The following is a 22746-nucleotide window of genomic DNA, read 5'->3' as shown; positions in this document are numbered from 1 at the left end:
TTGTAAAGGCTAAAATATGAGCGTAAAAATAACAGCAGTAGCAAAACAGTTACCAAAATATACTAGAGATACTAAAGACATTATTCCCTATTTAAACCTGTGGATGACCGGACAAGAAGAGCGGTTTCAGCGCAAAGTGATTAAACTATTTGAAAGTGCAGGGGTCGATAGGCGTTATTCTATTATGGATGCTGAAGAAGTGTTTAATAACACCTCTTTTGAAGAAAAGAATGCTATTTACTCAAGAGAAGTGGTCAAATTAGCAGAACAATCTTTAGTTAAAGCGTTAGATAAGGCAAAACTCAAACCAACTGATATCGATTACATCATTACCGTGAGTTGTACCGGCATTATGATTCCATCTATGGATGCCTATCTTATTAATAACCTAAAAATGAAGCAGGACATTGTGCGATTACCTGTAACAGAAATGGGTTGTGCCGCAGGTGTTTCAGGAATTATTTATGCAAATAATTTTTTAAAAGCGAACCCCAACAAAAGGGCGGTAGTTATCGCTGTCGAATCCCCAACAGCAACGTTTCAGTTAGACGACTTTTCCATGGTAAATATCGTTAGTGCTGCTATTTTTGGTGATGGAGCTGCTTGTGTTATTCTATCCTCTTATGAAAATGAAAAAGGCCCCAAAATTATAGATGAAGGCATGTATCACTTTTACAATGCAGAAACCATGATGGGTTTCAAATTGGTGAATACAGGTTTACAAATGATTTTAGATAAAGCGGTGCCCGAAACCATTTCAGAACATTTCCCTGACATTGTCCATCCGTTTTTAGAACGAAATAATATGACCATTGAAAATATAGATCATCTCATTTTTCATCCTGGTGGAAAGAAAATTGTACAAACCGTAGAAGACTTATTTGGGTCTTTAGGAAAGAATATTGATGACACCAAAGAAGTCCTTAGATTGTATGGCAATATGAGTAGTGCCACCGTGTTGTATGTGTTAGAACGGTTTATGGATAAGCAATTACCAAAAGGGGATCGCGGATTGATGCTCAGTTTTGGCCCTGGATTTTCGGCACAACGCATATTATTAGAATGGTAAGTCTTCAACAGACTCAGACAGACACAAAGCGATAAATCGCGTTTTGGTCTAACGAAGTAAAGTGTTACAATGGAACAAATTAGAAACTAAAGGGCACACGGAGCTACGTCTGTACTGAGCTAAGTCGAAGTATCGAAGTCTTATTGAAATAAATATTTGAATAAAAATGAAAGAATTTCAAAACAAAAATTATTGGGCCCTCATTCTAGGCGGCTCTAGCGGTTTAGGCTTGGCTACAGCAAAAAAATTAGCGAAACACGGGATGAATATCTGTATCATTCATCGCAATTCTAGGGCTCAAGAAGAAGTCATTCAGTCAGAATTTGAAACAATAAAAGCGGAAGGTGTTCGGTTTAAGTCTTTTAACGCAGATGCGTTTAAAGAAGAAAAAAGAGCGCAAATAGTTTCAGAATTAAAAACCATATTTGGTTTAGAAGGGAGGGTACGCACCTTGGTACATAGTGTTGCTAAAGGGAATTTAAAACCCATGCTGTCTGACGACCAACCCACCTTAAAAAATGACGATTTCAATTTAACCATCAATGCTATGGCAATTAGTTTGTACGACTGGACGAAAGCCATTTTTGAAGCTAAATTATTTGCTGAAGATGCCCGAATCATTAGCTTTACTAGTGAAGGAAATACTAAGGCGTGGCAAAACTACGCAGCAGTATCTGCCGCAAAAGTGACCTTAGAAGCCATCACCGTAAATATCGCTTTAGAGTTTGCGATGTATGGCATTCGTGCGAATTGTATTCAGGCAGGTGTTACTGATACCGCCTCACTACGTATGATTCCTGGGAGTGAAAAAATTAAAGAACATAGCTTGCTTCGTAATCCATTTAAGCGATTAACACTACCTGAAGATGTCGCCAATGTGGTTTACCTGTTGTGTAAAGATGAAGCGCGTTGGATTAATGGTTGTGTGATTCCTGTAGATGGCGGAGAACATATTAGTTAAATAAATTATGGAAGGCAGACCTCACGGGTGTTTAAAACAGGAGAGGTCTTAATAAGAAAACACAATGACATCAAATCAAATTATTAAACTGTTACCCTACCAATATCCGTTTCTGTTTGTAGATGAATTAACTGAAATTTCTTCAGAAGGTATTACAGGCAATTACCATTTCAGAACAGACGAATACTTTTACCAAGGGCATTTCAAAAACACCGCAGTCACTCCAGGAGTGATTCTAACAGAATGTATGGCGCAAATCGGACTCGTGTGTTTAGGAATTTATATGCTCAAAGCAGAACTGTTAGAAGAAAAACAGCCTCAAATAGCTTTAACGGCGAGTCAAGTTGATTTTTTCATTCCCGTTTTTCCGAGATGAAAGGGTGACTGTGATTTCAGAAAAAGAGGTGTTTCGGTTTAAGAAATTAAAATGTAAAGTAAAGATGTTAAATGAAAAAGGGGAGTTAATATGTCGCGGACAAATTTCGGGGATGATAAAAACGTAATCAAAAGATAAATGAATCGAAATGTCACACTGAGCTTTGCCTATACTGAGTGCAGTCGAAATATCGAAGTGTGCTATAAATTAATATTAATAAGATTCCGGTCTTCTCGAAAATAAAAAAAAATGGATAAAAACAGAGTCGTCATCACAGGATTAGGAGTCGTTGCACCAAATGGTGTAGGTCTCGATGCGTTTACTAAAGCCATAAAAAATGGTGAATCCGGAATTACGTTCCATCAATCCTTAGCAGATCTTAATTTTTCGTGTTGCATAGGCGGTATTCCCCAAATTTCAGAAGCAAAAAAACTGGAGTATCTCACCCCTTTACAATTGCGCGGATTCAATAGTTCTCGGCATTTTATATGGCTGCATGGCGGGTATAGATGCCTGGAGAGATGCTGGACTTGAGCTGGATTCTGAAAGCACCTTGGATTTCGATAGCGGTACTGTTTTCGGCACTGGCACTTCAGGTGTTGAGAAATTTAGAGAAGCCATTTATAAATTAGATGCTGGGGAGGTAAAACGCTTAGGAAGCACAGTCGTCGTTCAAACCATGGCAAGTGGAATTAGTGCGTTTCTAGGCGGTATTTTGGGCTTAGGGAATCAAGTCACCACAAATTCTTCGGCCTGCACCACAGGAACTGAAGCGATTTTAATGGGTTACGAACGTATTAAAAACGGACAAGCAAAACGCATGCTTGTGGGCAGTTGTAGTGACGATGGGCCTTATATTTGGGGCGGCTTTGATGCCATGCGCGTCATGACCTATAAACATAACGAATCTCCGTGAACAAGGTTCAAGACCAATGAGCGCCAGTGCCTCCGGTTTTGTGCCGGGAAGTGGTGCTGGTGCTTTGGTTTTAGAGTCTTTAGAAAGTGCTTTAGAACGAAACGCAACGATTTATGCTGAGGTTTTAGGTGGTAACATCAATTCGGGGGACAACGCGATGGCGGTACCATGACTGCGCCCAATGCTGAAGCTGTGCAACGTTGCATAAAAGACGCGCTAAACGATTCGGGGATTTCTGCAGAAGACATCGATACTGTCAATGGCCATTTAACAGCAACTTCAAAAGACAGCTTAGAGATTGAAAACTGGACGAAAGCGCTAAGCCGAAAGGGTAGTGATTTTCCTTATATTAACTCTTTAAAGTCCATGGTAGGGCATTGTTTGGCTGCGGCTGGAAGTATAGAAAGTGTCGCAACGGTACTACAAATTAAAGAGCAGTTTGTGTTTGCTAATAGAAATTGTGAAGCGGTGCACCCCGAGATTTTAGCACTTATTTCTGAAGAAAAAATAGTAAAAAAAATGTTGAAAACAGAACTCAATATTGCGGCCAAAGCGAGTTTTGGTTTTGGTGATGTGAATGCTTGTGTTATCTTTAAGAGATATATTAAATAGGGTCTTCGACAAGCTCAGACTGACATTCGATTTCAGCATTGGCTTCATAACCCATTTAACAAAAAAGGAATATTGAAAAATAAAATTAGGAACGTATCACTGAGCTTCGCTTAGTGCAGGCTAGCTTAGACTGACAAAGGGATTAGATTTGTCTTGAATACTATAGTGCCAATTAGACGTTAAGATGTCACACTGAGCTTGTCGAAGTGTTGAAGTGATAATAATATGTAATATAACAGACCGTTAGAAGTTAAGCTGTCACACGGAGCTTCACCTGTACTGAGCTAAGTCGAAGTATCGAAGTGTATAATGCAAACAAGAAGTATTAAAAAGAAATTCTATTATGTCTATATATTATTATGTTCAGATAAAACCTATTACACAGGAATGACGAACGATTTAGAAAGACGACTGATTCAACATAAATCTGGTCACAGAAAAGACTCGTATACTTCAACTAGATTGCCCATTAAATTGGTCTCGGTATTTAACTTGCGAAAACCCAAAAGAAGCTATTAAAATTGAAAAGCAAATAAAAGGCTGGTCTCAAAGAAAGAAAAAAGCATTGATTGAAGAAAATTGGCAAGACCTCATTCAATTTTCAAAAAATTATACTCAAAATAATAAGTGTATTTAATTGATTAGAGTCTTCGACAGGCTCAGACTGACATATGGATTAGATTTGTCTAGATAACTATATTGCCAGTTGTGATCTCTATTGTCACACTGGCCAGTTATTTCAGTGTTGTATGTTTTGCAATTTAGCCAATCAGGAGTGTCGCTGTCACACTGAGCTTGTCGAAGTGTATCTATCGCTATTTATAAATTAAATTGTGAACGACCCACTGAGCTTCGCTTGTACTGAGCGAAGTCGAAGTATCGAAGTGTATAATCCAAATAAAGAAGTATTAAAATGACATTCTATTACGTCTATATCCTTTTATGTGCAGATAAAACCTATTACACGGGGATGACGAATGATTTAGAAAGACGACTGATTCAACATAAATCGGGTCACAAAAAAGAATCGTATACAGCATCTAGATTACCTGTTAAGCTACTTTGGTATTTACAGTGTGAAAACCCAAAAGAAGCTATTAAAATTGAAAAGCAAATTAAAGGATGGTCTCAAAGAAAGAAAAAAGCATTGATTGAAGAAAATTGGCAAGACCTCATTGAATTTTCAAAAAATTATACTCAAAATAATAATCGTATTTAAGGGATTAGAGTCTTCGACAGGCTCAGACTGACATTCAATTTCAGAATTGGCTTCATTTCGTCATGAAATTAAAAAGAACCCAAACAAATAAAAACACAGCTGTTACACTAAGCTTAGACCTACTAATAATTTCAGTTTTACCTGAATTACAACATTGCCAATTAGAAGATAAGATGTCACACTGAGCTTGTCGAAGTGCTAAAAAATAGTGATCTTTAGAAAACATTAAATTCTTGAAGTTTCAAGAATAAAAAATGATAAAATAACCTATGACAAAAGAAGAACTTATCGCCAAACTAAAAACCATCGTCCAGCCTTATATTCAAGACGAAGACGCCTTTAAAAATCTTAATGAAAACACAGATTTCATCAACGACTTAAAAATAAACTCTGCCAATTTGGTCGATGTTATTTTAGATGTTGAAGATGAATTTGACATTCGCATTGAAAATGATGATATGGAAAAAATGATCTCTGTAAAAGCAGCCATGGACCTTGTAAACGAAAAGTTAGCCGCAACATGATAGGCAATGATATTGTCGATTTAGAACAAGCCGCTACAGATTCGAACTGGAAGCGACCTCGTTTTTTAGATAAAGTGTTCACACAACAAGAACAAGATTATATTTTTTCTGCGGAAGATCCTCACCAAAGGGTTTGGCTGCTTTGGAGTATGAAAGAAGCGGCGTATAAAGTGCAGGTACAGCAGTTTGGAACACGTTTTTTTAATCCGAAACGATTAGAATGCAAGCTTCTTTCTATTAAAAAAGGACTTGTTTCAATAGGTGACGACACCTATTTTACCCGTTCAGAAATCACTAAAGATTACATCTACACAATTGCAAAGCAAGACAAGGCTCAAAAGGTAAACACCTCAATGTTCAAAACGGAATACCCAGCTTACAAAACGCAAAGTGACACCTTAAAACATAACTTCCTAAAAGCAATTTCTAAAAAGGAAGGGGTAGCTTTTGAAACGTTAGACATTAAAAAGACAGCAGCTGGTGTTCCACAAGTATTTAGCAATGCTTTGAAACTATCAACCTCATTCTCTTTGACCCATTGTGGACGGTTTTCAGGATTTGCCTATTAAACCTGTTTACCCATTAGGAACGCTAAATACTTTTTATTCTTTTGCGATTTCTTCTTCTAATATGGTTTTTAGTTGTTTAATAGTAGGATGTCCTAAATCTGTATTCACAACGGCCCCTTTTTTATTTACTAAAACATAATGTGGAATTCCTCTAAAATTAAATTTCGTTAATAAACTTTCCCATTGATCATTAGTAACTCTATAATGCTCCCCTCTTATATTCGAAACCGCATCCTTCCATTGACCTTCCGGAGATCTTTCGTTTGTAATATATAAAAACACAATAGCATCATCTTTCATTTCTTCTTTAAGTGGCTCAATAGCCTTAATTTTAGGTATGCATTGGCCACACCAAGTGGCCCAAAAATCCACGTGAATAACTTTGCCCTTAAATGGTTTAATTAGAGACTCAAACAAGTCTTCACCTGCTGCTTTTTTTACAGTATTAATGTTGTAGCCTGTTTTTATATTATTTTCCTTTATGTAGGCTTTAGCTTTATTGTTTGCGGTGACTAAATATTCTGATATAAAAGGATCTTTAATTTCTTGTTGTAATTTTATTATTTCAGCATCGGTGTAAGTATCATAATTATTTAAAAACTTTTTATAAGCGTTTTGAAATCTTATAAAATCAAGCATAAAACTGTTAGTGAGTTCAAAATGCGTTTTAATGTTGTTTTCCAATTCTTTATCAGTGCTATTTTCGTTTTTAAAAGCAGAATTTTCAGATAGTTTTTTTGTAGCAAACCCAAGCCAAGGTGAGACGACAATTGGTAAACGACTATTTAAAATTTCTTCAGGGACAAAATCAAAAAAAGCGGCATCCACATTTGAGGCTTTGTATTCCAGCTTGTTAGCCTCATTTTTCTCCTTTTCATTTAATTCATCAATCAACATTTTTTTAGAACGGTTATAATTGAGAATTCTTATAAGGGAGATTAATTCAATTTTAATCTGTTTTACTTGAAGCGCTTTCTTACTTATAAACTGTTTTTTCTTTAGTGCTTCAAGTGCTTTATATTGTTTGTCTTTAAATATTAGACTTTCTAGTTTATACTCTTCCGGAGATTTTTTGATAGAAGAACGCACAATTTTAAGGTCTTCAATGTTGTCTTTATGACGGAATTCTAATTTAATTTCTTGAAAACCAGTATTTAATGCTGCGACATCTCCCATAAAAAGATCTTCTTTATCTGTAATAAAATGAAAGGTTTCTTTTCCAGGTTCTACATAAACTTCTTGTTGAGATTCATAAGGTGACATAACAAGAATAGTTTGTGGGTAATTTGCAGGGAATTCTATGGAGAAACTGCCGTCATCATTTATTTCAACTTTGTGGAAATCTACTTTTAAAGTAAAGCAATCTTGAGTAACTATTTTAATTTTCACCTTATCCTTTACCGCTTCTGTATAGCCTTTTATTACGCCCGAATATGTGGTGGAGCTTACTTTGAGTAAAGATTCTGCTGCGTAAGGCACATCATTTTCAAATGTGTAATTGGGGTTGTGTGTTTTTTCTAAACTATAAGTTTTTAGTACTTTCGGGTTAGTTCCAAAATCGACTTGCCCATCTTTATGAAGTTCGGCGTAAACGGTTTTTAAAGCACCTGGTCTTTCTAATGTAATCGTGTACTGCTTCCCTTTATTGGTAACAGATTTATAGTTCCAAACGGCTCTGTCTACAATCGCTTTGTCGTAATGAAAACCATAATCCCAACGGTTACCACCATCAGTTAACAACCAATCACCACGCAGTGCTTTTGGCAGCATTGGCGAATCTTCGTCTATAAGAATATGGTCAATAAAACCAGTATCGGCTGCGGCTTCATCGGTTTTAACTTCACCAAAACTTATGACTTTTACGTTAGTGTCTAGTTTAGGGAAATATAGAGAATAGAACAATTCTCCATAGTCTGACGTTTTGTTATTTTCACCTCCTAGTTCTACTCCCACAGCTTTAGTTACAAATAGTTTCTCTTCACTACCTCGCGCTTGGATATAGCTTTTTTTGGAAACAGATAGGTCACTATTTGGATAATATTTAATATGAAAGTACAAAACAGTAGCGTCATCCAACAACTCAATTTTAGTTAAAGAGCCAGGAACGGTACAAAGTCCGTATTCGGATTTTCAATTGTTTTTTGAGCAAAAGTATTGGTAATGAGTAGTCCTAAGAAAAGGGTGAAGATTAATTTTTTCATAATGAAGTAGGTTAATTTTGGGCGATATTTCTTACGAATATAACTTAAATAACGTAATCAATAAGGTGAAGTTTAGTAAGTAGACGTTTTGTACTGTGCTTCAAGGAAGCAAATTTGTCCTTTTTCAACTTCTAAATCACTCTCAAAAAACACGGTTTCACCATCCAAATCTACTTCAATTAAATAATAAGCACCTTTAAAATAGTTTTGTTTTACTGTGGCTCTTAAATGAGAATGCACCACAATTTTTAGCTGGTTGGCATAAATAATAGCGCCATTAATAACATTAAATTCTCCAAAAAACGAAGCGATTAAAGCTGTTTTAGGGTTGTTGTACAATTCCTGAGGTGTTCGTTTTGCTACTATTTTGTTTTGGTCTAAAACAATCATCGTATCTGCGTAGCCTAAAACATCACTTTTGTCGTGAGTTGCAACAATACAGGTTATGTTGTTGTCCTTTAAATACCTAAAAATATTCCTACGGAGCGTTTGTTTTTTAAAGTTATCAATGTGGCTAAAAGGTTCATCTAGTAATAAAATCTCCGGGGCATTAGCTAAAGCTCTCGCCAAAGCGACCCGCTGTTTTTGTCCGCCGCTTAGTAATTTTACTTTGGTATTTGCAAAAGCGGATAATTCTACAACGTCTAACAATTCTGAAATACGCTCTTTTTTTCTTCTTTGTAAAAATTAGATAGGTGTTTACCAATGTTATCTACAACCGAAATAAAAAGATCTAATTCAAATTCTTGGGCGACGTATTTCATGAAATCGTAACCAATAACAAGATGATGTTTAGGCCCTAGAATGGCTTCCGTTTTCCAAAATATTTGTCCGTGATTTAAATCGTATTCACCACGTAAAACTTTTAGAAGGGTACTTTTTCCTGAGCCACTTTCACCAATAATAGCGATAGACTCGCCTGTTGTTGCTTGAAAAGAGAGGTCTTTTAAAACAGGTGTTTTTTGATAAGAAAAAGAGAGGTTTTTTTACGTTTAGCATAACCCTGCAAAAATAGTATAAAAAAAACCACTTGCAGCGCAAGTGGTTTCATCATTTTTATAAAAGAGTACCGTGAAAGCGTTAGTCTTTAAACTCCGCTTTCATTTTACTTGGTAAAATATCAAATCCCATATTGTATAGTGTAAAGCCAAAAATATCGGCATATTGTGCTATCGTTTTACTTACAGGAGTCCCAGCACCATGCCCAGCATCCGTTTCTATACGAATTAAAGTGGGGTTATTTCCTGATTGTTTGCTTTGTAGCTCGGCAGCAAATTTAAAACTATGCGCTGGTACCACACGATCATCATGGTCGCCTGTTGTTATCAAAGTCGCAGGATATGCTACCCCTTCTTTTACATTGTGTAGCGGCGAGTACCCTTTTAAATACTCAAACATTTCTTTACTGTCTTCGGCTGTACCGTAATCATAAGCCCAACCAGCACCTGCAGTAAAGGTATGGTAGCGTAACATGTCCAAGACCCCAACGGCAGGCAATGCGACTTTCATTAAATCCGGACGCTGTGTCATTGTTGCGCCAACTAATAGACCGCCATTAGAACCACCCCTAATCGCTAAATAGTCTGATGAAGTATAATTTTTTTCTATCAGGAATTCAGCAGCAGCAATAAAGTCATCAAACACATTTTGTTTTTTTAACTGTGTCCCGGCATCGTGCCATTCCCTTCCATATTCTCCACCACCACGAAGATTTGGCACGGCATAAACACCACCTTGTTCCATCCAAACGGCGTTGGTGATGCTAAAAGAGGGTGTTAAACTTACATTGAAACCACCATAACCATAAAGTATGGTTGGGTTTTTGCCATTAAGAGCCATTCCTTTTTTATGTGTAATGATCATTGGTATTTTTGTGCCATCTTTAGAAGCATAAAACACTTGATTACTTTCATAATCTTCTCGGATTGAAATCTATCGCGGGCTTACGGAACAATTCAGAAGATCCTTTTTCAATGTTATACTTGTAAATGCTACCAGGAGTCACATAATTTGTAAAAGAGTAATACAGTTCTTTTTCTTCCTTTTTAGCACCAAAACCGCCTACGGAGCCAATGCCTGGTAAAGTGACTTCTCTTATTAGTTTTCCATTGAAATCATACTGCATCACTTTAGACACCGCGTCCACCATATATTCAGCAAAAAAGTAACCACCCGCAGTAGATGGGCTGAGCACGTATTCCGTTTCGGGAATAAAATCCTTCCATTGGTCTCGGTGTTGGATTAGAGGCATCAACAGTTACAATCTTTTGGTTTGCTGCTTCTCGATTGGTTACCAAGAATAATTTTGACCCTTCGTTTTCAATAACGTAAGTGTTACTATCTGTGTCACCAATGATTTCAACAAATTTTGAATTCGCTTGTGTTAAATCTTTAATATACAATTTGTTTCGAGACGTTGAGATACGCGGAGAGATAAATAAATACCTGTTATCTTCGGTAACGCCACCATAGATATATCGGTGCTTTTCTTCCGGTTTATCACCATATATTATTGCATCGTCTTTTTGTGAGGTGCCTAGTTTATGATAATAGACTTTGTGTTGATCTGTTTTGGCAGATAGCTCACTTCCTTTTGGTTTATCGTAACTTGAATAATAAAACCCTTCGTTTTTATACCAAGACATGCCACTAAATTTAACGTCAACAATAGTATCTTCAATAATTTCTTTAGTTTCAACATTCATGATCAGGATTTTTCGCCAATCACTTCCGCCTTCAGAAATCGAATAGGCTAAGGTTTTTCCATCTTTAGAAAAGTTTAGGCCTCCAAGAGAAATCGTCCCGTCCTCTTTAAAGGTGTTTGGATCTAGAAATACAGTTGCTGTTTCGGGGCTTCACCTGTTCTATAACGATAGATGACATATTGATTTTGAAGCCCGTCATTTTTATAAAAATAGGTGTAATCGCCTTCTTTAAATGGTGCTCCTATTTTTTCGTAATTCCATAATTTTTCTAAACGGCCCTTTAATTCCTCACGAAAAGGAATCTTATCTAAATAGCCAAAAGTCGTTTTGTTCTGTGCCTTTACCCAAGCTTCAGTCTCAGGGCTTCTGTCATTTTCTAACCATCGATAAGGGTCTTTTACTTCTGTTCCAAAATGAGTAGTTACGGTATCGACTGTGTTTGTGTGTGGATAGTTTACAGTGATTTCTTTTCGTGTTTGTTGTTCTTCTTTACAAGACATGAGTGCTGAAAGTATTAGTAAGCAAAGCGCTGTTTTTTTCATGAAATTTTTATTTGATGACATAAATGTAAACAAAAAAGCGCTTGTGATTAATACACAAGCGCTTTTTTGGTCAATACTTATGTTAAACAGCTATACCAATTTGTTTGCCACCGAGATACTCGGCAATTTGCACGGTATTTGTGGCAGCCCCTTTACGTAAATTATCACTTACGATCCATAAGTTTAATGTATTGGGTTGCGACCCGTCACGACGAATACGGCCAACAAAAACATCATCTTTTCCGTTAGCGTATAATGGCATAGGATAGGTATTGGTGTCTAAATTATCTTGTACCGTAACTCCATCGGTCTCGGCTTAGTAGTTGTCTGACTTCATTGACGTCAAAGTCGTTTTCAAATTCTACATTCACCGCTTCACTGTGTCCTCCTGCTGTTGGAATTCTTACAGCAGTAGCCGTAACAGCAATCGTTTTATCATCAAGAATTTTTTGGGTCTCACGAACCAGTTTCATCTCTTCTTTCGTGTAACCATTCTCTTCAAAAACATCACAATGCGGAATGGCGTTTCTATTAATAGGATAATGGTATGCCATCTCACCTTTTATACCAGCCAATTCATTTTCTAATTGCTGAACTGCTTTGACACCAGTTCCGAGAAATGGATTGATAGGTTGAAACAACGATACGTTTGATTTTATATTTTTTGTGCAAAGGAGCTAATGCCATCACCATTTGAATGGTGGAGCAATTAGGATTAGCTATAATTTTATCGCTTTTTGTTAAAGCAGAAGCATTAATTTACTGGAACAATCAATTTTTTATCAGGATCCATTCGGAATGCCGAAGAATTATCAATAACCGTTGTGCCAACAGCGGCAAATTTTGGAGCCCATTCTAGTGACGTAGTGCCACCTGCCGAAAATAAGGCGATATCTGGTTGCATTGCTACGGCCGTTTCAAGACTAACAATGGTGTGTGTTTCATTTTTGAAGGTCACTTTTTTACCTACCGATTTCTCAGAGGCTACGGGAATAAACTCCGTAATATTAAAAAGACGTTCTTCTAAAACTTTACGCATCACTTCACCGACCATGCCTGTGACACCAACTACAGCTAATTTCATAAATAATTTATTCTTTTATTTTTATAGAGACAAAAAATTCTTCTCATCAAACCAGTTACAAAGCTATTATATTTCTCTGTTTTACAGGTTAAAACCTCATAATTTTTTTCAAAAACTAAAGCATAAAAAAATCGGTGTTGCTTTTGCAACACCGATTTAACGAGTCACGGTTAAAAGCTATTTATTTTTTTAAAGCATCTCTAATTTCTTTTAGCAAATCAATTTCTGATGGACCAGCGGGTGCTTTAGGAGCTGGAGGGGTTTTCGTTTTATTGTAAGCCTTAACAATCATGAATAATACGAAACCGACAATAATTAAATTGATTATAGCATTAATCCATTTTCCATACATAATAGCATTTTCGGGCTTAGTGATGCTGCCGTCTCGGCGCCACTATAGCTTCATCAAGCACTATTTTCATATCTGCAAAATCTAATCCGCCGGAGAAATGTCCAACAATAGGCATCATAATATCGGATACAAAGCCACTAACTACAAGTCCGATGGCACTTGCGAGTAATACGGCAACTGCTAAATCTATGACATTGCCTGTCATAATAAATTTCTTAAATTCTTTGAGCATAATTATAAATTTTAAGTGGGTTGATCATTTAAATGGATTCCAATTTAGTTAAAACTTGTGAAAATTAAAACGAGTGAAGTGTCAATTATCGAACAAATACGCGTTTCACGCGCTGAGACACAGCAGTAATAATTTCATATGAAATAGAGTTTATACTATCTGAAAGCTGTTCTGCAGTATGTTCTCGTCCAAAAACAATCACTTCATCACCTTCTTGGCAATCAATGGTCGTGATGTCTACCATGATCATATCCATACAAACATTCCCTAGAATGGGTGCTTTTTTACCCTGAATAAATACAAAGCCTTTTCCGTTTCCAAGCTGTCTACTTATCCCATCGGCATGACCAATAGGTAACGTTGCTGTTTTTGTTAATGTGTTTGCTTTAAATGCACGGTTATATCCTAATGTATCACCAGCTTTTAAAGTATGTATTTGAGAAATCACCGTTTTTAAAGTGGCAATTGGTTTTAAATAGTTATCAAATTCTCGTTCATTGCCAAAACCATATAACCCAATACCGCTACGTACCATATCAAAATGAGCTTCAGGAAAATTTAAAAGTCCTGAGGTGTTACTTTGATGTAATAGGGGTTGGTATCCTAAAGCTTTAGTTATTGTTCGTGCTATGTTAGTAAAGGTGTTAATTTGTTTTAGGGTAAACGCTTTTTCTTCAATAACTTCACTGGCCGCTAAATGTGAAAAGAGAGATTTCACCTTAATAGCGGCACTATTTTTTAGCAAAGAGAGAATGGTTTCAATTTCGGCTTCTGCAAAACCGAGTCTGTTTAATCCTGTATTAAATTTAATATGTATTGGGTAATTTTTTTGCTTCAGTTCTTCGGCAACGGTAATAAACGCATTTAAAACGCGTTGCGAATAGAGACTAGGTTCTAGGCAGTGTTCAATTAAGGTTTTAAAATTGAAGGGTTGTGGATGCAAGACTAAAATAGGAGTGCTAATTCCCGCCTCGCGCAAAGCAATACCTTCGTCTATATAAGCCACGGCAAAATAATCTACTCCTAAATGTTCTAGGTGTTTTGCGATTTCCACAGCATCGCTACCATAGGCAAAGGCTTTAACAACAGCCAAGAATTTTGTGTCGTTTTTTAGTTTAGATTTAATAAAGGCAACATTGTGGGTTAGCGCCTTTAAATCTATTTCAAGAAGGGTCTCCTGCGCTTTAGGCATCCGGTTTTTTTGTTTGGCGGTAAGGTCTTCTGCATCTTTCACCTTCATGGTTTTTATTTTCTCACGCATGGTTGCTTTGTAATACGCAGCACGGCTTAAAGGCTCATACTCCTCGGTTTCACCTAAAAGAACCAGATCTTCACTTTTGTTTTTTCTATAACTAAATTGGGCTAAATTTCCTGTTCGAGTACAAACAGCATGTACTTTAGTAACATATTCTGCAGTGGCCATTAAATTAGGCATGGGACCAAAGGGGTTGCCTTTAAAATCCATGTCTAATCCCGCTACAATGACGCGAACCCCTTTATTAGCCAAATCATTACAAACGCGCACTATTTCATCATCAAAAAATTGCGCCTCGTCAATGCCTACCACATCACATCCGTCTGCCAAAATAGGGATGTTTGCAGCCGCAGGAACAGGTGTTGAGCGAATTTCGTTGGCATCGTGTGAGACCACCATTTCGTCGTCATAACGCACATCTATAGCTGGCTTAAATATTTCTACTTTTTGCTTAGCAAATTGGGCGCGTTTGAGTCTGCGAATGAGTTCTTCTGTTTTACCAGAGAACATGGAGCCACAAATGACTTCGATCCAACCAAATTGTTCTTTTTGATTTACTGTATTTTCAAGAAACATTTCGTAATTTTAACACTAGAATGAAACGCATTTATCGTTTTGATAAAGGTGGCTCAAATTTATTAAAAATCAAAAGGCTAAATTGCAATAAATACAAATAATTATAAAATTTAAAGTAATGAAGAAGAAGTTAGAATCCGAATTAATGAGTATCGCTCATAAGATTCTTAAACTGAGCGGTAAGGATGATATAAATAAAATGCACGCACAAGTGGCAGCACTTTATGAAAAATTAACGGTTTTAAAATTTGCTCAAGAAAATTTTGATGACCATCTTCCCACGATTGGAAACGACTCCTCCTTTTTTGACATGTTGGATACGGCGTTTAATAATAAGGTGAGTGATAACATAGAGGTAGGAAATAAAACGTATGTAAACCTGGATGATTCTGATGAAGAATCAATTACCGAGCCGTTAATTGAAAAAATAAAGGATATGGTAGCACAAATGCCGCAGGAAACACAAGCGGTTGATGCTATTTTTGATGAGGTCAATGCGAGAATCAAATTCCATAAAAATGATTTCGATGAGATCACAGCCGATTTTAATAAAGTACCAGTATTTGATAAAGTGGGTAATGAAAAAACGGAAGCAGAAAAGAAATCGCTAAATGATAAACTAAAATACTGGGGTTAAAAATAGGGCTAAATGATAAATTGGCCTTTATCAAATTTTTATTTGATGGTAAACCGGAAGATTACCATCGGGTGATATCACAATTGAATACCACCGAAAGTTTTGATGAAGCCGTACAATTTATTCAAACTCAAATAAAGCCGGAGTACAATTTCTCGGACCGGGAAAGAAGAAGTCTCAGAGCGTTTTATGGAAGTTATTGAAGCACGGTTTAAATAATAGTACATTAAAACTGTGCAAAAAAAACGAATGAACCATAATCTATGATGATGCACACAAGTATGCCTTGGACAGCCGCAAGCTTAGAAACTGTCATGCTATCATATTCTTTTACAAAAGTAATTACAACACCATGAGTAAACTCTACATAGTGCCTACACCCATAGGTAATTTGGAAGACATGACCTTTAGGGCCATTTCAGTTTTAAAGTCTGCCGATTATATTTTAGCCGAAGACACCGGAACTTCGGTAAGCTCCTAAAGCATTTTGAGATTAAAACCCCCATGCAAAGTCACCACATGCATAATGAGCATAAAACGGTAGCCGGACTTATAGAGCGATTACAAGGTGGAGAAACGATTGCTTTAATTAGTGATGCGGGCACACCAGCGATTTCAGATCCTGGGTTTTTACTCACGCGGGCTTGTGTAGAGAATAATATAGAAGTCGATTGTTTGCCGGGAGCCACCGCATTTGTCCCTGCCTTAGTAAATTCAGGCCTCCCAAACGATAAGTTTGTTTTTGAAGGGTTTTTGCCAGTAAAAAAAGGAAGACAAACACGTTTGTTGTTACTAGCAGAAGAAACCCGAACGATTATTTTTTATGAAAGCCCCCATAAGCTCATTAAAACTTTAGGTCACTTCTGTGAGTTTTTTGGTGAAGACAGACTGGTTTCGGTGTCACGAGAATTGACAAAATTATATGAGGAAACCATTCGTGGCACCGCAAAAGAAGTACTAGAACATTATACAAATAAACCACCTAAAGGTGAAATCGTGATAGTGGTAGGGGGCAAAAAGTAATGACAGGCTTATTTAAATAGCCTTAAAATGTATCAAAAAAATGTTAAAAAAAACAGGACTTCTCATCGTTATTTTAGTCGTGGCAATGAGCTGTCATTCTATGCGAAAGGCATCAGACTTTAAAAATGAAGCCAGTTCAGAGTTAAATTATTTCGATTTAGTTAATCAACGATTTACGGGAGGTATCGCCTATAAAACGACCGCTTTTGTTGAAAAATATTGGCGTGTTGTTGGTAACACGGGCTTTAATGAAAGCGTTTATGAAATAGCCGGACAACTTGAAAAAGCAGGTTTCGTTTTAGAAGAAAAAGCGTTGCCGTAAACGGTTTTAACCTACCGCATAGAAAAACGTCCTCTAAAAGATCCAACTTGGGAACCGGTCTCAGCCCATGTAAAGATTCAAGGCGAAAAAGCCCCATTACTACAGCAAAAAACGAATCGAAATATGGTGGCTTTAAATTCGTATAGCACAACAAAAGAAGGCGTTACTGCTGAGGTCGTTTATATAAAAGATTTAAAGACATTAAAAGAGCAGAATTTAAAAGGAAAAATTGTTTTTGTAGAATCTAGTCCTGCAAGTGTGTTCCAAAAGGCGGTGATTGAAGGTGGTGCATTAGGTGTATTATCTTACAGCAATCCTAACTATTTACAACCGTAAAAGAATACAACGTCTATACAATTTCGCTCAATTCCTTTGAATCAAGAAACAAGAGGCTGGGCCATTGCCATGTCTTACGAAGCTAAAGAACGACTAAAAAACCGTTTGAGTCAGGGGGAAGTGACCGTGAATGTTGCTATTGACACCAAAATCTATGATTCAGAAGAATTAACCATTATAGCAGATATCAAGGGGGCAACAGTACCAGAAGAGCGCTTGGTGTTTAGTGCTCATATTCAAGAGCCAGGTGCAAACGATAACGCTACTGGAGTAGGAGTTGCTCTAGAAATAGCTTCGGTAACAGCAACCTTAATTGCAGAGAACAAATGGTCGCCAAAACGGACACTAACTTTCCTTTGGGGTGATGAAATGATATCTACAAAACGGTATGTAGAAGACGATAAAACACGCGCAAATAACATTAAATGGGGCATCAGCTTGGATATGGTTGGTGAAAACACCTCAATAACAGGAGGCTCTTTTTTAATTGAAAAAATGCCTGATCCAAGTGCGGTGTGGACTAGAGGCAAGGATAAACACACCGAATGGGGCGGTATGAAAATGAGTTTAGAACAAATGAAACCGCATTACTTAAACGATTTTCTAATTGATATATTCAAGGCACAAGGGAAACGAGCCAACTGGACAGTCAATACAAATCCCTTTGAAGGAGGGAGCGATCATGTGCCCTTTTTAAGCGCCAATATACCAAGTGTTTTGTTTTGGCATTTTACAGATCAATTTTATCATACCGATAATGATCGATTAGATAAAGTATCTAAAGCAACACTTAAAAACGTAGGAATAGCATCATTGGTTTCTGCTTACACGCTTTTAAATTCAGATGAAATATTAGCGAAAAAAATGATCTTGCAAATAGAATCTGCTGCAATAGAAAGATTAAACGAAGAATTAAAACAAAGTAAAATAGCGTTAGACAACGGAGAAGATTTAAAAACACAATTAGCAATAATCCACGCTTGGGAAGATTGGTACGTCAAGGCTATTGCAACAACAAGTGATATGGTTAAAGACATATCCACTATAAAAAACGTAATAGAATCGTCTCAAAAGCGTATTCGAGATGCATCGCAACGCATAGTAGCACAAATTAATCAGTAATAAAGCACCACTTTTTTTTATGCAGTTAAACTTTAGTTTCTTCTTAATATAATAATGATGGTTTCTTTGTTATCTTCATTTTTAAAAAAGAAACGAGCATGTTCAAAAATTTGTCACCTATAAAAAGGATTAATAGCGAACAGCATGTGTCCTTAAAAAGAGCAGTAAACATAAACACATGAAAACGAAACACTATAATGTCTTTGTCATTGGTTCTCGAATTGCTGGACAAACCGCTGCCGAGGCCTGTGCAAAAAACAAATTAACGGTAGCTATTACCGATAATCGTGAATACGGAGGTACTTGCGCAAACAGAGGTTGTGACCCCAAAAAAGTGATGCTTCAGTTTTCTTCTTTATTAGAGCAATCCAACCGTTTACATCATTTAGGAGTTTCAAAATTACCCAAGATAAATTGGAAGCAGGTTCAAGATTTTAAAAAGGAGTTTACTCAGAAACTTCCAGTATCCATTGAAGACAGGTTAAAAGAATTAAGTATTGACTTATACCATCAATCACCGGTATTTATTTCAGAGCATGAAATTACAGTAGAAGGAAAAACCATTACTGCAGATTATTTTGTTATTGCAACAGGGCAAATACCTAGAGCACTAAATATAAAAGGAAAAAAATACTTAGAAACCAGTGATGCCATTCTTGATCTGGAAAAGATTCCTAAATCTGTAAGTTTTATAGGTTCGGGGTATGTAGGTATGGAATTCGCTACCATGTTGGCCGTATTAGGGTGTAAAGTCACCATTTTTGAGCACGGGCCTACAGCACTTTCAAATTTTGATGCGCTTTTGGTTGAAAAACTAATTGCCAAAATGGAAAAATTAGGGGTTGCATTCATTTTTAATGCTGAGGTGTCGGCCATTGAAAAATTAAGTAAAAACATAAGAATCAAATACGCGGTTAATGGCAGTAAAAAGCGACACAAAAGCCGACATGTATTTAATACAGCCGGACGTGTCCCGTCCATTAGTAGTTTAGAACTTGAAAAGGCAAATATTGATTATAATGAGGCTGGTGTTGTTGTCAATGATTTTCTCCGGAGTCCTTCAAATAAAAAAGTCTATGCCTGTGGAGATGTCTCTAATTTGTCCCTGCCTTTAACACCGTTATCTCGGTTTACAAGGCCACATTGCTAGTGAAAACATTATAAACGGAAATAAAAAAGAATTTCAATATCCCTTAGTGCCCTCAACTGTTTTTACACAACCCAATCTTTCTGCTGTAGGCCTTTCAGAAGCAGAAGCTAAAAAACGCTACAAAAACATACTGGTGTTTAAAGGAGAGGCGCAAGAATGGTTTAATGCAAAAAAAGCAAATGAAAGCACCTATGCTTATAAAATTATAGCGAATGAACGTACAGAAGAGATTGTGGGTGCTCATATTTTAGGACATGAAGCTAATGAAAACATCAACTTGCTTACCGTAGCTATAAATAATAAGATGACGGTTTCAGAATTTAAACGTATGATTTTTACTTATCCCTCGTATAGTAATGATTTGAAATACATGCTGGCTGATAAATAAATAGCTATTTATTTATTACGGTTTATATTGAAGCGATTGTTTATAGCGCAATACAATTTACTGAGGAATACTCCCAAAGTGAGAACAAGAACGCTTATTTACAATCGAGAACGGATTACTGATTTGCTTCTAGTTTGGAACTTGTAGTAAACAGGTGAGGTCTTATTAGTTTACTATAATGCGTATGGTTTTTTGATTATTATTCGCATCACTAACTTTTACGATATATACGCCTGAAGCATAGGTGCTCACGTTCATATCAAGTTCTTTAAATAATACATGACTATATATTATTGTGCCAAGGAGGTTATAAATTTCCACCTTTTTTTCAGTAGTATTTGCTGTAATAATAGTCGCTTTGTTTGAAGTCGGGTTTGGGTATATTTTAAAAGAGATTTCTAAATTGTCATCATTAGTACCCAATGTATTTAAACGTTGCGCAAATAACCAATCCCACACCTCTTGATTATTATAAGTTTTGGTCCAGGCATCATGATTGCCATTTTTGTATAGGGTAAAGGAGAGTTTGTCGTTAGGGGCATGGATTCCTACGCTTGCAGACCACGTTTGCGTATTGGTGTCAAATTGCATGGAATAATCCGCATCAGCTACAGAATTACTGCTACCGTAGGGATAAACGCTCATCACAGAAGACCCCGTGTTGGCAATGCGATTCATGTTATTAATTGTTTGGCCTTTACCAACCACGCCATCATTAAAATTATGATGTGCCCGGATCGGGGTTTGTTGAAGAAAAGCTGCCGGGTCGCTAACGCTACCCGCCCCACAGATGGGTAAAGCAGCAGCAATTTTCTCATGATGTCCTTTTAAAGCATTCCATGTGCCCCCTCCACCGGCACTTAATCCTGTAACATAAACGCGATTAGTATCTATAGGATAGTGAGCCGTTAAATAAGTATACAAACTCAAAAAATTTGCGGGACTAAACCAACCGTAAGCACTTTGTGGAGAAATTATAATAGCTTCAAAGTCGGTGCCTTGTTCAATGAGTTTTGGCGGGCCATTAGCCAAAACTTTATTTAATTCAGTAGTGCCATTCCCTTTTTCTCCCAAACCATGATAAAATAAAACAAGAGGGTAAGTTGTACTGGAAGAGGCATCAAAGGAGGTTGGTAGATATTCGTAATAGCCAAAAGGTGTTTCCGGACGGCCTAGTATTACTGGCGTGTGATCACCAGCATTGCCATAAGGCGTTTGTGCACTTAAGAGCGGTGAATAAGAGAAGACAATAAAGAATAGGACAAATAGTAGGGGGCTGGTTTTCATGAGGGTTTTTTTGTTGGAGGTCTTTTTAGTGTTCTAGTAGCCAACAGCTAAGGGCCTTTTGTAATCACAATATAATAAAAAAAGGCCACAGCTACAAAGTTCGGGTCCTAAGGATGTTCTATTCTAACGTATCCAAAAGTGCAGTGCTTTAATACGGGCACCGTTTAAACATGCTTTCCAACCTCAAAGCCATGTTTGCCTAGAAATTGGTTGCCACTTTCTATAGCAGCGCCCTCTAGTGTGGTTCCCATAGAATCATTCCATCGGTTTAAGTAGCCAAATAACGAGACCACACCAAGCATTTCTACAATTTCCCCTTCATCCCAATGCTCATGTAAGCGTTTTTTTATGGTAGCATCAACAGCGTTGGGTACTTGTGATGCTGCTAAAGAAAAATCTAAAGCGGCACGTTCTGCTTCACTAAAGGCAGGATGGGTTCTATATTCCCAAATATTATCTAATTGCTCTTGTTCTGCACCATAGCGTTCCGCAGCACGAATGGCATGTGCCTGGCAATAACGGCAACCGGTGGCATTACTGCTTACCCATGCGATCATTCGCTTAAGGGCAGAAGTCACGCGCCCTTCGTTGGCCATAACAGCCTTATTCAAAGTAATGAAAGCCTTCGAAATGTCAGGCCTGCGTTGCATGGTAAGTACAGAGTTTGGACAAAAACCCAAGGTCTCATTAAAAAATTCTGCCAATTTTTTAGTTTCTAAATCATGTTCGGCATCTAAAGGTGTTACTAAGGGCATATTTTTGTTTTTTTAGTAGTATTTTTGAAAGTATCAATTAACGAAAAATTCTTCAATTATGACACATAAAGTCACAACCGTTTGGAAAGAAAAAATGATTTTCGAAAGCGATAACCCTGGTGGTTATTCATTTAATTTAGGCCAAACGGAAGAAAATAACGATCCATATAAACCGTTAAGACCTAAAGCGGTCATGTTATCGTCTTTAGCAGCCTGCTCGGGATTAGACATCGTTTCTTTGGCTGAAAAAATGAGAATAACATTTAATGACTTAAAAATTAAAGTGGAAGGTGAGCTTACAGAGGAGCACCCAAAGACGTATCATACGGTTTCTGTAGATTATCATTTCTATGGTAAAGATTTAGACGAAAGCAAGATTAATAAGGCCATAGCCCTTTCGGTTGATAAATATTGCGGGGTCATGGAAATGTTTCGTCAATTTGCTCAAGTGAAAACAAAGACACATTTTCATAATCATTGAGATATGGAGTAATCTTCGTTGTATAATGCTTCAACTTAAACACGATATTTAA

19 protein-coding genes and 8 pseudogenes are annotated in these 22746 nt (G+C 36.9%); 17 read left to right on the top strand and 10 right to left on the bottom strand.

The features are described 5' to 3' along the window. The first annotated feature begins 16 nt into the window (after window positions 1-16). The 8 genes and pseudogenes from N7U66_RS12065 (at window position 17) to N7U66_RS12030 (ending at window position 6246) form a co-directional block, all read left to right on the top strand. On the top strand, window positions 17-1069 hold the full coding sequence (locus N7U66_RS12065) for a type III polyketide synthase (RefSeq protein ID WP_267675491.1): 1053 nt from the start codon (window positions 17-19) through the stop codon (window positions 1067-1069). 166 nt (window positions 1070-1235) lie between these two features. Further along, entirely contained in the window at window positions 1236-2030 is a 795-nt protein-coding gene (locus N7U66_RS12060; RefSeq protein ID WP_267675490.1) for an SDR family oxidoreductase, read from the top strand. 64 nt (window positions 2031-2094) lie between these two features. Further along, window positions 2095-2533: pseudogene (locus tag N7U66_RS12055) on the top strand (3-hydroxyacyl-ACP dehydratase FabZ family protein). A 122-nt stretch (window positions 2534-2655) separates the two neighbouring features. Next, window positions 2656-3934, top strand: a pseudogene (locus tag N7U66_RS12050) (beta-ketoacyl-[acyl-carrier-protein] synthase family protein). 309 nt (window positions 3935-4243) lie between these two features. Beyond that, window positions 4244-4453, top strand: a complete 210-nt coding sequence (locus tag N7U66_RS21940; protein WP_313791206.1) for a GIY-YIG nuclease family protein — start codon at window positions 4244-4246, stop codon at window positions 4451-4453. 394 nt (window positions 4454-4847) lie between these two features. Continuing rightward, window positions 4848-5153 carry a GIY-YIG nuclease family protein gene (locus tag N7U66_RS12040; protein ID WP_267675489.1) on the top strand — a complete coding sequence of 102 codons (306 nt, stop codon included), beginning with the start codon at window positions 4848-4850 and terminating at the stop codon, window positions 5151-5153. A 269-nt stretch (window positions 5154-5422) separates the two neighbouring features. Beyond that, complete coding sequence (locus N7U66_RS12035) at window positions 5423-5677, top strand: acyl carrier protein (RefSeq protein ID WP_267675488.1); 255 nt, start codon at window positions 5423-5425, stop codon at window positions 5675-5677. Beyond that, window positions 5674-6246: a 4'-phosphopantetheinyl transferase family protein gene (locus N7U66_RS12030; protein ID WP_267675487.1), complete on the top strand. Its 573-nt coding sequence runs from the start codon at window positions 5674-5676 to the stop codon at window positions 6244-6246. Before N7U66_RS12035 ends, N7U66_RS12030 begins: the two co-directional genes overlap by 4 nt. Window positions 6247-6279: 33 nt before the next feature. Here N7U66_RS12030 and N7U66_RS12025 read toward each other — a convergent pair whose 3' ends face one another. From N7U66_RS12025 to N7U66_RS11995, 8 genes and pseudogenes are all read right to left on the bottom strand, one after another. Next, complete coding sequence (locus tag N7U66_RS12025) at window positions 6280-8199, bottom strand: TlpA family protein disulfide reductase (protein ID WP_267675486.1); 1920 nt, start codon at window positions 8197-8199, stop codon at window positions 6280-6282. Window positions 8200-8519: 320 nt separating this feature from the next. Continuing rightward, window positions 8520-9098, bottom strand: coding sequence for an ATP-binding cassette domain-containing protein (locus tag N7U66_RS21935; protein ID WP_313791205.1), 579 nt, complete (start codon window positions 9096-9098; stop codon window positions 8520-8522). Next, the gene (locus N7U66_RS21930; protein WP_313791534.1) at window positions 9092-9349 is read right to left on the bottom strand and encodes an ATP-binding cassette domain-containing protein; all 258 of its coding nucleotides are present in this window, start codon (window positions 9347-9349) and stop codon (window positions 9092-9094) included. Before N7U66_RS21930 ends, N7U66_RS21935 begins: the two co-directional genes overlap by 7 nt. Window positions 9350-9527: 178 nt before the next feature. Beyond that, window positions 9528-11694 (bottom strand): annotated as a pseudogene (locus N7U66_RS12015) (prolyl oligopeptidase family serine peptidase). 90 nt (window positions 11695-11784) lie between these two features. Then, window positions 11785-12778: pseudogene (locus tag N7U66_RS12010) on the bottom strand (aspartate-semialdehyde dehydrogenase). A 181-nt stretch (window positions 12779-12959) separates the two neighbouring features. Then, window positions 12960-13362 (bottom strand): annotated as a pseudogene (gene mscL / locus N7U66_RS12005) (large conductance mechanosensitive channel protein MscL). Between the two features lie 85 nt (window positions 13363-13447). Further along, window positions 13448-14527 (bottom strand): annotated as a pseudogene (gene alr, locus N7U66_RS12000) (alanine racemase); the annotation flags it as partial. 36 nt (window positions 14528-14563) lie between these two features. Next, window positions 14564-15193 (bottom strand): annotated as a pseudogene (locus N7U66_RS11995) (thymidine kinase); the annotation flags it as partial. 118 nt (window positions 15194-15311) lie between these two features. Between N7U66_RS11995 and N7U66_RS11990 the strand changes: the two are divergent. The 8 genes and pseudogenes from N7U66_RS11990 (at window position 15312) to N7U66_RS11955 (ending at window position 20171) form a co-directional block, all read left to right on the top strand. After that, the gene (locus N7U66_RS11990; protein ID WP_267675485.1) at window positions 15312-15830 is read left to right on the top strand and encodes a hypothetical protein; all 519 of its coding nucleotides are present in this window, start codon (window positions 15312-15314) and stop codon (window positions 15828-15830) included. Window positions 15831-15850: 20 nt separating this feature from the next. Further along, window positions 15851-16033 carry a hypothetical protein gene (locus N7U66_RS11985; RefSeq protein ID WP_267675484.1) on the top strand — a complete coding sequence of 61 codons (183 nt, stop codon included), beginning with the start codon at window positions 15851-15853 and terminating at the stop codon, window positions 16031-16033. Window positions 16034-16182: 149 nt separating this feature from the next. Continuing rightward, window positions 16183-16853: pseudogene (gene rsmI, locus N7U66_RS11980) on the top strand (16S rRNA (cytidine(1402)-2'-O)-methyltransferase). Between the two features lie 40 nt (window positions 16854-16893). Beyond that, window positions 16894-17175 (top strand): hypothetical protein, encoded by a 282-nt coding sequence (locus tag N7U66_RS11975; protein ID WP_267675483.1) that lies wholly within the window; start codon window positions 16894-16896, stop codon window positions 17173-17175. A gap of 123 nt (window positions 17176-17298) precedes the next feature. Further along, the gene (locus N7U66_RS11970) at window positions 17299-17511 is read left to right on the top strand and encodes a protease-associated domain-containing protein (RefSeq protein ID WP_267675482.1); all 213 of its coding nucleotides are present in this window, start codon (window positions 17299-17301) and stop codon (window positions 17509-17511) included. Between the two features lie 36 nt (window positions 17512-17547). Further along, on the top strand, window positions 17548-18633 hold the full coding sequence (locus N7U66_RS11965; RefSeq protein ID WP_267675481.1) for a M28 family peptidase: 1086 nt from the start codon (window positions 17548-17550) through the stop codon (window positions 18631-18633). 178 nt (window positions 18634-18811) lie between these two features. Next, on the top strand, window positions 18812-19783 hold the full coding sequence (locus N7U66_RS11960) for a dihydrolipoyl dehydrogenase family protein (protein WP_267675480.1): 972 nt from the start codon (window positions 18812-18814) through the stop codon (window positions 19781-19783). A 46-nt stretch (window positions 19784-19829) separates the two neighbouring features. After that, window positions 19830-20171: a hypothetical protein gene (locus N7U66_RS11955; RefSeq protein WP_267675479.1), complete on the top strand. Its 342-nt coding sequence runs from the start codon at window positions 19830-19832 to the stop codon at window positions 20169-20171. Between the two features lie 165 nt (window positions 20172-20336). On the opposite strand, the gene N7U66_RS11950 is transcribed toward N7U66_RS11955, so the two are convergent. Both N7U66_RS11950 and N7U66_RS11945 read right to left on the bottom strand, forming a co-directional pair. Next, window positions 20337-21458 carry a T9SS type A sorting domain-containing protein gene (locus N7U66_RS11950; RefSeq protein WP_267675478.1) on the bottom strand — a complete coding sequence of 374 codons (1122 nt, stop codon included), beginning with the start codon at window positions 21456-21458 and terminating at the stop codon, window positions 20337-20339. A gap of 164 nt (window positions 21459-21622) precedes the next feature. Further along, on the bottom strand, window positions 21623-22213 hold the full coding sequence (locus N7U66_RS11945; protein ID WP_267675477.1) for a carboxymuconolactone decarboxylase family protein: 591 nt from the start codon (window positions 22211-22213) through the stop codon (window positions 21623-21625). 58 nt (window positions 22214-22271) lie between these two features. On the opposite strand from N7U66_RS11945, the gene N7U66_RS11940 reads away from it, so the two are divergent. Continuing rightward, window positions 22272-22694, top strand: a complete 423-nt coding sequence (locus N7U66_RS11940) for an OsmC family protein (protein ID WP_267675476.1) — start codon at window positions 22272-22274, stop codon at window positions 22692-22694. Window positions 22695-22746 lie beyond the last annotated feature (52 nt).

Source organism: Lacinutrix neustonica (assembly GCF_026625145.1).
Classification (GTDB): domain Bacteria; phylum Bacteroidota; class Bacteroidia; order Flavobacteriales; family Flavobacteriaceae; genus Lacinutrix; species Lacinutrix neustonica.
This window is presented reverse-complemented; position numbering and strand designations above follow the sequence as displayed.